Source organism: Pseudomonas sp. PS01299, assembly GCF_029960145.1.
Classification (GTDB): Bacteria; Pseudomonadota; Gammaproteobacteria; order Pseudomonadales; family Pseudomonadaceae; genus Aquipseudomonas; species Aquipseudomonas putida_A.
Genome location: NZ_JASCPO010000200.1, coordinates 1 through 10,890, shown reverse-complemented (window position 1 = coordinate 10,890; position 10,890 = coordinate 1). Strand labels below are relative to the sequence as shown.

The following is a 10,890-nucleotide window of genomic DNA, read 5'->3' as shown; positions in this document are numbered from 1 at the left end:
CGATAGCGGTTCATCATTCAACATTAATGTTGGCTGAAAGACAGCTATCGCGAGCAGGCTCACTCCTACAGGTATTGCATCACAATAACTGACGGGCGCAGGGGATGCGCCCGTCATTCACCTGTCAGCGTTGCGCTGCAGGCACGCCTTGCGGCTCGACTGCGGTCTTGCCGGCGGCTGGCGCCTCGGCCGGCCAGGCCTTCAGGTCCAGATCCAGATCGGTAAATTTGCTGGAGTCGAACACCGGCTGCTTGATGCCGGCGCGGCGCTGCTCGTCGTAGTCGCGCATCACGCGCATGCCGACCTTGAACAGCATGGCCAGGGCCATCAGGTTGACGAAGGCCAGGCAGGTCATGGTGATGTCGGCGAAGGCGAACACGGTCGACAGATCCTGCATCGAACCCCATACCACCAGCGCCAGGACCAGACCGCGGAACACCATCAGCAACGCGCGGTTGCGGCTGAGGAACTGCAGGCTGTTTTCGCCCAGGTAGTAGTTGTAGAGGATGCAGGTGAAGACGAACAGCGACAGCGCGACGCTGACGAAGATGCGGCCCCAGTCACCCACCACGGCGGCCAGCGAGTTCTGGGTCAGGACGATGCCGTCACCTTCGAAGCCCGGGGTGTAGAAGCCCGACAACAGGATCAGCAGCGCGGTGCAGGTGCAGATCACGAAAGTGTCGAGGAATACGCTGAAGGCCTGAACCACGCCCTGAGCGCCCGGGTGTTTCACCGAGGCCACGGCGGCGACGTTCGGCGCACTGCCCAGGCCCGCTTCGTTGGCGAACACGCCACGCTTCACGCCCATGACGATGGCGCTGCCGAGCAGGCCACCGAAGGCCGGGTCGAGACCAAAGGCGCTCTTGAAGATGGTTTCCAGCATCGCTGGCACGTGTTCGATCTGGGTGCCGATCACGTACAGGGTCACGCCGATATAGGCCAGGGTCTTGACCGGTACCAGCAGGTCGGACACTGCAGCGATGCGCTTGATGCCGCCGATGAAGGTGATGGCCAGCAGCACCGCCAGGACGATCCCGGTGTGGCTTGGGTCGAAGGCAAAGGCGTTTTGCAGCGAGTGGGTCACGGTGTAGGACTGCAGGCCGATGAAGGCGAAGCCGTAGGTGACCAGCAGCAGGACCGAGAACACCACTGCCATGCCTTTCAACTTCAGGCCGTGCTGGATGTAGTAGGCCGGGCCGCCACGGTACAGGCCGTCGCCTTCGGCGCGCTTGTAGACCTGCGCCAGGGTGCACTCGAAGAAGCTGCTGGACATGCCAACCAGTGCGGTCACCCACATCCAGAACACCGCACCCGGACCACCGAGGGTCACGGCGATGCCGACACCGGCGATGTTGCCTGCACCGACGCGGCCGGCAAGGCTGAGCATCAGGGCCTGGAACGAGCTGAGTTGCCCGCCGCTGCTTTTCAGGCTGTCGCGGAACACCGCGAACATGTGGAGGAAGTGGCGCAATTGAACGAAACGCGAGCGAATCGTGAAGTAGCTACCGAGCCCGACAATGAGCACGATCAGTACTTTCCCTGAGAGGAAGTCGTTGATGACTTCGAGCATGGATTTTTCCTCGCTGTTTTTTGTTTAAGCAAATGCTGGATGTTCCGAAACATCGCGTTACACCGGTTTGCGCGCGGCACGACAGGTGAGGCGAAGGTTTCGTCCCGGATCCATTTCGCGGGTTTGTTATTAGTTCGGGTTTCGCATGGGTTATGGCCTCGTTACCGACGACCGCTCACGCGAAGAGGGGCGGCACTATACCGATCAGTGCGGCGCCCGTCTGCACGCTCGTGGTGCAAGCGACGAAACGAAGCTTTGAAACACCCGACGTTACCGGCGTCGGGCTTGTGCGGGAACTGCATTCCTGTTGATGCAAACCCTGTAGCGAGGGGATTCATCCCCGATCGACTGCGGAGCAGTCGCAAATCATTGCATGCGGTGTACTTGTTACATCGCGATTGCAGGTTTTGGGGCCGCTTCGCGACCCATCGGGGATGAATCCCCTCACCACAAGGGCTCACCTCTACATTGAGCAATCCCCAGACATACGGGTCTCAGGGTCGGAAAGTTAAAAAAAAGGGCTTGGGGACTGATCCCCAAGCCCTCAAAAGGTGAGAGGTGTCTAGTCCCTCGACCTGGTGAGCGGTGCTACAAGTAACGCGTCGGCTCAGGCTTTGAGCGGAACCAGACGCGGGGCAATCATGTTTTCCGGGCGCAGGATGTCAGCGAGCATGGCTTCGTCGAGCAGGCCTTCTTCGCGCACCAGTTCCAGCACGCCGCGGCCGCTTTCAAGGGCTATACGGGCGATGCGGGTGGCGTTTTTGTAGCCGATGTACGGGTTCAGCGCGGTGACCAGACCGATCGAGTGTTCGACCAGTTCGCGGCAGCGGGCTTCGTTGGCGGTGATGCCGACGATGCAGTGCTCGCGCAGCATGTCCATGGCGCGTTGCAGCAGACGGATCGAGTCGAGGATCTTGAACGCGATCAGTGGCTCCATCACGTTCAGCTGCAGTTGGCCGCCTTCGGCTGCCATGGTCAGCGCCAGATCGTTACCGATGACCTGGAAGGCCACCTGGTTAACGGCTTCCGGAATCACCGGGTTGACCTTGCCGGGCATGATCGAGCTGCCTGGCTGACGCGCCGGCAGGTTGATCTCGTTGATGCCGGTGCGTGGGCCGCTGGACAGCAGGCGCAGGTCGTTGCAGATCTTCGACAGCTTGACCGCGGTGCGCTTGAGCATGCCGGAGAACAGCACGAAGGCGCCCATGTCGGAGGTGGCTTCGATCAGGTCGGCGGCGGGCACCAGCGGTTGACCGCTGATCAGCGCCAGACGCTGAACGGCCAGCGCCTGATAGCGCGGGTCGGCGTTGATGCCGGTGCCGATCGCGGTGCCGCCCAGGTTCACTTCAGTCAGCAGTTCCGGGGCCAGCGTCTTCAGACGGGCCAGGTCTTCGCCCATGGTGGTGGCGAAAGCACGGAATTCTTGACCCAAAGTCATCGGTACGGCGTCTTGCAGCTGGGTACGGCCCATTTTCAGGACGTGATCGAATTCTTTGCCCTTGGTCGCGAAGGCCTGAATCAGGCTGTCGAGGCTGGCCAGCAGCGCGTCGTGACCCAGCAGCAGACCCAGGCGGATCGCGGTCGGGTAGGCGTCGTTGGTCGACTGCGCCATGTTGACGTCGTCGTTCGGGTGCAGGTACTGGTACTCGCCTTTCTGGTGACCCATTGCTTCGAGCGCAATGTTGGCGATCACTTCGTTGGCGTTCATGTTGGTGGACGTACCGGCGCCACCTTGAATCATGTCGACCACGAATTCTTCGTGGAAATCACCGCGGATCAATCGGGCACAGGCTTCGCTGATGGCAGCGTGCTTGGCTTCGCTCAGATGACCCAACTCACGGTTGGCGTCAGCGGCGGCCTGTTTGACCATCGCCAGACCGACAACCAGTTTCGGGTAATGCGAAATCGGAACGCCGGAGAGACGGAAGTTGTTCACCGCTCGCAGGGTCTGGATGCCGTAATACGCTTGAGCCGGTACTTCGAGGGCGCCAAGCAGGTCGTTTTCTGTGCGGAAAGATGCAGCGGAGGACATGATAGAAATCATCTCGATATGGACCCGGTCTGTGCCGGAACGCTGCGAATGCTAGGCTTGTGGGATTTTTTGGGCCAATGCTGTTAAACACTGGCCTATGCACATTCGGCATAATGCCCGTGTGACGCCGCCTGCGCGGCAGACGTGTGACCTGTTTTGGTGCGTTCCCGGGAGGGTGTGATGAATCTGGAAAGCAAATGGCTCGAGGACTTCAGTGCCTTGGCTGCCACTCGCAGCTTCTCGCAGGCGGCCGAACGGCGCTTCGTGACCCAGCCAGCGTTCAGTCGGCGGATCCGCAGCCTGGAAGCTGCGCTTGGGCTGACGCTGGTCAACCGTTCGCGCACGCCGATCGAGCTGACGGCGGCGGGACAATTGTTTCTGGTGACCGCGCGCACCGTAGTCGAACAGCTCGGCGAAGTGCTGCGCCATCTGCATCACCTGGAAGGCGGGCAGGGCGAAGTGATCCAGGTCGCGGCGGCGCACTCGCTGGCGCTGGGTTTCTTTCCACGCTGGATCGCACAACTGCGCAACGAAGGGCTGAACATAGCGACGCGATTGGTGGCGACCAACGTCGGCGACGCGGTGCACGCGCTGCGCGAGGGTGGCTGCGACCTGATGCTGGCGTTCTACGACCCGGACGCGGCGATGCAGATGGACCCGGAAATTTTCCCGTCGTTGCACTTGGGCCAGACTGAAATGCTCCCGGTGTGCGCAGCCGATGCCGATGGCAAACCGCTGTTCGATCTGGAAGGCGAGGCCAGTGTGCCGCTGTTGGCGTACAGCGCCGGGGCGTTTCTCGGGCGTTCGGTGAATGGTTTGTTGCGCCAGCGTCAGCTGCGTTTCACCACCATCTATGAAACCGCCATGGCCGACAGCCTCAAGAGCATGGCCCTGGAGGGGCTCGGCATCGCCTGGGTGCCGCAGTTGAGTGTGCGGGCAGAGCTGGCCCGTGGCGAACTTGTTGTCTGCGGTGGCCCGCAATGGCACGTGCCGCTGGAGATTCGCCTGTATCGCTGCGCACTGGTGCGCAAGGCCAACGTGCGGTTGCTGTGGCGCAAGCTTGAAGGCGGCGCTGCACAGGCTTCCTGAGCCATCGCAGATCCAATTGTGGGAGCGGGCTTGCTCGCGAATACGGTGTGTCAGTCGACATTCATGTATCTGACCTGACGCCTTCGCGAGCAAGCCCGCTCCCACAGGGCGGATTTGCGGTGTTCTGTCGCTGACCTTCAAGTCAATAAAACCGGGCCTTTCGCTGATTTGACAGATGGTCGTTTCGGGGGCTGTTTATTGCTTTCTTTGCGGTATACTGCGCGGCCTTCGGCCGGTACGTCCGGCCATTTTTCGTACAATCAAGCCACGCAATCCTGCGTGGCTTGTTGTTTTTGACGCGCCTGCGGGCGCCCAGAGAGAAGAGGCGCGACGATGAGTGCACTGGTTGGCGTGATCATGGGCTCCAAGTCCGATTGGTCCACCCTTAGCCACACCGCCGATATGCTGGAAAAGCTCGGCATCCCGTACGAGGTCAAGGTGGTCTCTGCCCACCGCACCCCGGATCTGCTGTTCCAGTACGCCGAAGAGGCTGAGGGCCGCGGCATCGAGGTGATCATCGCCGGTGCCGGTGGCGCAGCCCACCTGCCAGGCATGTGTGCGGCCAAGACCCACCTGCCCGTACTGGGCGTTCCGGTGCAGTCGTCGATGCTCTCGGGCGTCGATTCGCTGCTGTCGATCGTGCAGATGCCGGCGGGCATCCCGGTTGCCACCCTGGCCATCGGCAAGGCCGGCGCGATCAACGCCGCGCTGCTCTCGGCGAGCATCCTTGGTGCCAAGCATCCACAGTTCCATGCGGTACTGAAAACCTTCCGTGCCGAGCAGACAGACAGCGTCCTGGACAATCCAGACCCACGTATTGCCTGAGGTTGTTGAGATGAAGATCGGTGTAATCGGTGGCGGCCAGTTGGGCCGCATGTTGGCGCTGGCGGGCACTCCGCTGGGCATGAACTTCGCTTTCCTCGACCCGGCGCCGGACGCTTGCGCCGCAGCACTGGGCGAACACCTGCGGGCCGATTACGGCGATCAGGATCACCTGCGCCAACTGGCGGATGAAGTCGACCTGGTGACGTTCGAGTTCGAAAGCGTCCCGGCCGAAACCGTGGCGTTCCTCTCGCAATTCGTCCCGGTCTATCCGAGCGCCGAAGCCCTGCGCATCGCTCGCGACCGCTGGTTCGAGAAGAGCATGTTCAAGGAGCTGGGCATCCCGACCCCGGCCTTCGCCGACATTCAATCGCAAGCCGACCTGGACGCCGCCGTGGCTTCGATCGGTCTTCCGGCCGTGCTGAAAACCCGCACCCTGGGTTACGACGGCAAGGGTCAGAAAGTCCTGCGCAAGCCGGAAGACGTGGTGGGTACGTTCGCCGAGCTGGGCAGCGTGGCCTGCCTGCTGGAAGGCTTCGTGCCGTTCACCGGCGAAGTTTCGCTGATTGCCGTGCGTGCCCGTGATGGTGAAACCAAGTTCTATCCGCTGGTACACAACACCCACGACAGCGGCATCCTCAAGCTGTCGGTCGCCAGCACCGATCACCCGCTGCAGGGGTTGGCCGAAGACTACTCCAGCCGTGTGCTCAAGCAGCTGGATTACGTCGGCGTGATGGCGTTCGAGTTCTTTGAAGTCGACGGTGGCCTCAAGGCCAACGAGATCGCCCCGCGTGTGCACAACTCCGGACACTGGACCACCGAAGGCGCCGAGTGCAGCCAGTTCGAAAACCACCTGCGCGCCGTTGCCGGCCTGCCGCTGGGTTCGACCGCCAAGGTGGGCGAGAGCGCCATGCTCAACTTCATTGGTGTGGTTCCGCCGGTAGAGAAAGTCATCGCCATCGAAGATTGCCATCTGCACCACTACGGCAAAGCCTTCAAGGCCGGGCGCAAGGTCGGTCATGCCAACCTGCGCTGCGCCGACATGGCCACGCTGCAGGCGCAGATCGTCAAGGTCGAAGCGCTGATTGCCGAGTAACCACAGTTTCATCTGGCAGCGGCGGAACCTTCGGGAGCCGCCGTTCTCTCATGGCAGGATGCCAAAGTCTGACTAGGCTTTGGCATATCTACCATTCAGAGTCAGAGGGAAATGCCATGGGAATTATCGGAACCATCTTTATCGGCTTGATCGTCGGCCTGCTGGCACGCTTCCTCAAACCGGGCGATGACAGCATGGGCTGGATCATGACCATCCTGCTCGGTATCGGCGGTTCGCTGGCGGCCACTTACGGCGGCCAGGCCCTGGGTATCTATCAGGCCGGTCAGGGCGCAGGCTTCATCGGTGCACTGGTCGGCGCGATCGTGCTGCTGGTGATCTACGGCCTGATCAAAAAGAACTGATCCAAGCGACCAAGTCCTCTCTGCCAGCGTGGCAGGGAGGGCTAGAATGCTCGGCGATTCAACGTCCTTCCTTTATCCGAGCATCTTTTACCGAGCACCTCCATGCGCCGTCTTCTGTTGACTCTTCTTTTGCTGGGCAGCGGTCTGGCCCACGCCGGCGAACTGCCGGAAACCGACTGGCTGGAACTGATGCCCAAGTCGGACCAGAAAGCCCTCGAGGCCATGCCCGAAATCGACCACAACTCCCCGGAAGCTACTGGCACCTTCACCGAGAAGGGCGGCATGAAACAGGCTAAAGGCCTGCCGGCGGTGATGTATTCGACCAAGACCGTGGCGTCGATGAACGACAAGCACATCCGCATCGGCGGCTACCCGGTGCCGCTGGAATCCGACGCCAAGGGCCGCAGCACGCTGTTCTTCCTCGTGCCGTACCCTGGCGCCTGCATCCATGTGCCGCCGCCACCACCGAATCAACTGGTGCTGGTGCGTTATCCCAAGGGTTTGAAGCTGGATGACATCTACACGCCGCTGTGGGTAACCGGCACGCTGAAGATCGAGAAGGTCAGCAATGACCTGGCCGATGCGGCGTATGCGCTGGAAGCTGACAAAGTGCGGGTGGTGCAGGAGTCTGATCTCTAACATCTGAACAATTGTAGCGAGGGGATTTATCCCCGATGGGTTGCGAAGCGACCCCCGCTTTGAATCAGGGGCAGGGGCCTGCTCCGCAGGCCATCGGGGATAAATCCCCTCACCACAAAGGCTTTCACCCACATCGATATTGCGGTGTTGGTCAGAGCGGTTTGCTGCCGATGCTGACGCCCATGGTATGGCTCGCACCCGAGCCCAGCGTGACCACATCATCCATCACATTCGCCGTCTCGATGCACAGCATGCGCTGCCAGCCATCGTTGTCCATGTCGGCCAGTGCTGCCGCGCGGTCGATCCACGGGTTCCAGATCACTGCCGTGCGTGAGCCGCTGGCGCTCAGTACGATGCGTCGTTCCCAGGTCGGATCGACGATGCTCAGTTGCGCTGGCGCGTCGAGGTAGATGCGGTCGGTTTCCCCGGTAAAGCGCAGTTCGCCTTGCTGGCGGTGGGTGTTCCAGTTGTCCAGAGTCTCGATGTAATTCAGCCCTTCAACACCCTCGACGTGCACGTTACGCACATCACTGACCGCGAAATAAGTGTGCAGCGCCTGGCTGATGCTGACGGTTTCTACACCTCGGTTGTGGCTGGTCAGGCTGATGTGCAACTGATCATTCAGATGCAGGGTCAGGGTCAGATCGACCTGATACGGCCAGCCCGGCAGGCCACCTTCGGGGTAGGGCAGCCTGAATTCAACCTTGACGCCGTCAGCCTCTGATTCGATGCCGCCCAGCTCCCAATCCATCGCCCGCACCAGACCGTGCGCGGGTGCCGGTTGCTCACCGGTATACATGGCCTGCACGCTCTGCGGGTTGCGTTCGAACTTGCCGAACCACGGCCAGCACACCGGCACACCGGCACGGATGCTCTTGCCGGTCTTGAACACAGCCTTGTCGTTGAGCCAGATGATCGGCGGCTGGCCGTCGATTTGATAACTGAGGATGTGCGCGCCTTGCTGGGCCACCAGCACTTCGGCCTGACCGTGGCGGATGCGCCAGCAGTTCAGTTCATCCAGTTTCACCGCTTCAACGTTGGGCGTGTTCATGGGGCAACTCTCGATCAGACACTTGGGACGACTATCGACCGCAAAACCGCGGCGATGTTTAACGCGCGCGCGGTGGCACTGAGCGGGTGCGACCGCTGCCGTCGATGGCGACGAAGACGAATACCGCCTCGGTCACTTTACGCCACTCGCTGGACAGCGGATCGTCGCTCCACACTTCGACCATCATCTGGATCGAGCTGCGGCCGATTTCCAGGGTCTGGGTATAAAAGGACAATTGCGCGCCCACCGCGACCGGCACCAGGAAGGCCATGCGGTCGATGGCGACAGTGGCTACGCGACCACCGGCCACGCGGCTGGCCATTGCGGTACCCGCCAGATCCATCTGCGCCACCAGCCAGCCGCCGAAAATATCGCCAAAGCCGTTGGTTTCGCGCGGGAGTGCGGTAATTTGCAAGGCCAGGTCGCCTTGCGGGATCGGATCTTCTTGTTCGAGCTCTATCATGCCGGGGGTGCCTCTGACCCGTGACTCTTCGTTGGTATTGCTGGTGGTAGCCGTCTTCAGGAAAAACGATTCAGCACCGAACATACTGCGTTCGTCACGTTTTCCATAGGCGCCTAAAGGGGAAACTCTGCGAAACCGGCTGATCCCGTTCAAAGGTCGGGCCAACGACGTTTTCGCACAGCAACCCCCTACAAACCGGAGCAAGGTTGCGAGTATATCGGTCGGTAGACTCCGCGACGACCATCGGGTTCTGATTTTGACCGGCAAATACGCGCCTCTATGTGCTTTTTCGAACAATTTGCTATGGTGCCGAACCTGCCCAAGCCACAGCCAGCGTTGTTGTGGCGGTAGATCCGCCTATAAGAGAAGCCCTTGCCATGACCACAGCGCCTTCGAGCCTCGCGCAGCCCGAGCAACCTGCACGCCCCCTGACCCGCAATGACTACAAGACTCTGTCGCTATCGGCCCTGGGCGGTGCGCTGGAGTTTTACGATTTCATCATCTTCGTGTTCTTCGCCACCGTGGTCGGCAAGCTGTTCTTCCCGGCCGACATGCCCGAGTGGCTGCGCCTGATGCAGACCTTCGGCATTTTCGCCGCCGGTTACCTTGCGCGGCCGCTGGGCGGCATCGTCATGGCGCACTTCGGCGACCTGCTGGGGCGCAAGAAGATGTTCACCCTGAGCATTTTCATGATGGCCGTGCCGACCCTGATCATGGGCCTGCTGCCGACCTACGCGCAGATCGGTATGTGGGCGCCGATCCTGCTGTTGTTGATGCGAGTTATCCAGGGCGCGGCGATTGGCGGGGAAGTGCCGGGGGCGTGGGTCTTCGTTTCCGAACACGTGCCGCAAAAGCACATCGGCTACGCCTGCGGCACCCTGACCAGCGGCCTGACCGCCGGCATCCTGCTCGGCTCATTGGTCGCCACGGCGATCAACAGCATTTATACCCCGGGGGAAGTCGCCGATTACGCCTGGCGGATCCCGTTCCTGCTCGGAGGCGTGTTCGGTCTGTTCTCGGTGTATCTGCGTCGCTGGCTGCACGAGACCCCGGTGTTCGCCGAGCTGCAACTGCGCAAGGCCTTGGCCGAAGAAGTGCCGCTGCGCGCGGTACTGCGTGACCATCGCGGGGCGATTGCGGTCTCGATGCTGCTGACCTGGCTGCTGTCCGCCGGGATTGTCGTGGTGATCCTGATGACCCCGACCGTGCTGCAGACGGTCTATCACTTCTCAGCGACAGTGGCGCTGCAATCCAACAGCCTGGCGATCGTGTTCCTCAGCGTCGGTTGCATCATCTCCGGTGCCCTGGCGGATCGGTTTGGCGCCGGCCGGGTGTTTGTCTTCGGTTCCCTGGGCTTACTGATCAGCTCCTGGACCTTCTATCACAGCCTCGCCGATCACCCGAACTGGCTGTTCCCGCTGTATGCGCTGACCGGTCTGCTGGTCGGCACCATCGGTGCGGTTCCGTACGTGATGGTCAAGGCATTCCCGCCGGTGGTGCGCTTCAGCGGATTGTCGTTCTCGTACAACGTGGCGTACGCGATCTTCGGTGGCCTGACGCCGATGGTGGTCAGCCTGCTGCTTAAAGAGAGTGCGATGGGCCCGGCTTACTATGTGGCGGTGCTGTGCGCGATGGGGATTCTGGTGGGGGCGTGGCTCTGGAAAAAGGGGCGCTGAAAATCTTCACCTGTGGGAGCGGGCTTGCTCGCGAATGCGTTGTGTCGTCTGCATATGAATAGGCTGACACGGCCTCTTCGCGAGCAAGCC

Annotated in this window: 10 protein-coding genes; 6 read left to right on the top strand and 4 right to left on the bottom strand. The window is 61.4% G+C overall.

Going from position 1 to position 10,890, the window contains the following annotated elements:
- Positions 1-124: 124 nt before the first annotated feature.
- Both QMX91_RS24515 and aspA read right to left on the bottom strand, forming a co-directional pair.
- Complete coding sequence (locus tag QMX91_RS24515; RefSeq protein WP_282413515.1) at positions 125-1,570, bottom strand: alanine/glycine:cation symporter family protein; 1,446 nt, start codon at positions 1,568-1,570, stop codon at positions 125-127.
- 607 nt (positions 1,571-2,177) lie between these two features.
- Positions 2,178-3,602, bottom strand: a complete 1,425-nt coding sequence (gene aspA, locus QMX91_RS24510) for an aspartate ammonia-lyase (protein WP_282413514.1) — start codon at positions 3,600-3,602, stop codon at positions 2,178-2,180.
- A gap of 180 nt (positions 3,603-3,782) precedes the next feature.
- Between aspA and QMX91_RS24505 the strand changes: the two genes are divergently transcribed.
- The 5 genes from QMX91_RS24505 to QMX91_RS24485 all read left to right on the top strand — a co-directional run bounded on the left by QMX91_RS24505 (position 3,783) and on the right by QMX91_RS24485 (position 7,610).
- The gene (locus QMX91_RS24505) at positions 3,783-4,691 is read left to right on the top strand and encodes a LysR substrate-binding domain-containing protein (protein ID WP_096795416.1); all 909 of its coding nucleotides are present in this window, start codon (positions 3,783-3,785) and stop codon (positions 4,689-4,691) included.
- A gap of 333 nt (positions 4,692-5,024) precedes the next feature.
- Entirely contained in the window at positions 5,025-5,516 is a 492-nt protein-coding gene (gene purE, locus QMX91_RS24500; protein WP_003229641.1) for a 5-(carboxyamino)imidazole ribonucleotide mutase, read from the top strand.
- Positions 5,517-5,526: 10 nt separating this feature from the next.
- On the top strand, positions 5,527-6,609 hold the full coding sequence (locus tag QMX91_RS24495; RefSeq protein ID WP_282413513.1) for a 5-(carboxyamino)imidazole ribonucleotide synthase: 1,083 nt from the start codon (positions 5,527-5,529) through the stop codon (positions 6,607-6,609).
- A 116-nt stretch (positions 6,610-6,725) separates the two neighbouring features.
- Positions 6,726-6,971 (top strand): GlsB/YeaQ/YmgE family stress response membrane protein, encoded by a 246-nt coding sequence (locus QMX91_RS24490; protein WP_003229635.1) that lies wholly within the window; start codon positions 6,726-6,728, stop codon positions 6,969-6,971.
- A gap of 102 nt (positions 6,972-7,073) precedes the next feature.
- Positions 7,074-7,610: a DUF3299 domain-containing protein gene (locus tag QMX91_RS24485; protein ID WP_027610367.1), complete on the top strand. Its 537-nt coding sequence runs from the start codon at positions 7,074-7,076 to the stop codon at positions 7,608-7,610.
- 151 nt (positions 7,611-7,761) lie between these two features.
- On the opposite strand, the gene QMX91_RS24480 is transcribed toward QMX91_RS24485, so the two are convergent.
- Together QMX91_RS24480 and QMX91_RS24475 are read right to left on the bottom strand one after the other, a co-directional pair.
- Positions 7,762-8,661 (bottom strand): D-hexose-6-phosphate mutarotase, encoded by a 900-nt coding sequence (locus QMX91_RS24480; RefSeq protein WP_282413512.1) that lies wholly within the window; start codon positions 8,659-8,661, stop codon positions 7,762-7,764.
- A 58-nt stretch (positions 8,662-8,719) separates the two neighbouring features.
- On the bottom strand, positions 8,720-9,124 hold the full coding sequence (locus QMX91_RS24475; RefSeq protein ID WP_003229628.1) for an acyl-CoA thioesterase: 405 nt from the start codon (positions 9,122-9,124) through the stop codon (positions 8,720-8,722).
- 377 nt (positions 9,125-9,501) lie between these two features.
- Between QMX91_RS24475 and QMX91_RS24470 the strand changes: the two genes are divergently transcribed.
- Positions 9,502-10,800, top strand: a complete 1,299-nt coding sequence (locus QMX91_RS24470; protein WP_027610369.1) for an MFS transporter — start codon at positions 9,502-9,504, stop codon at positions 10,798-10,800.
- The last annotated feature ends 90 nt before the right edge of the window (positions 10,801-10,890 follow it).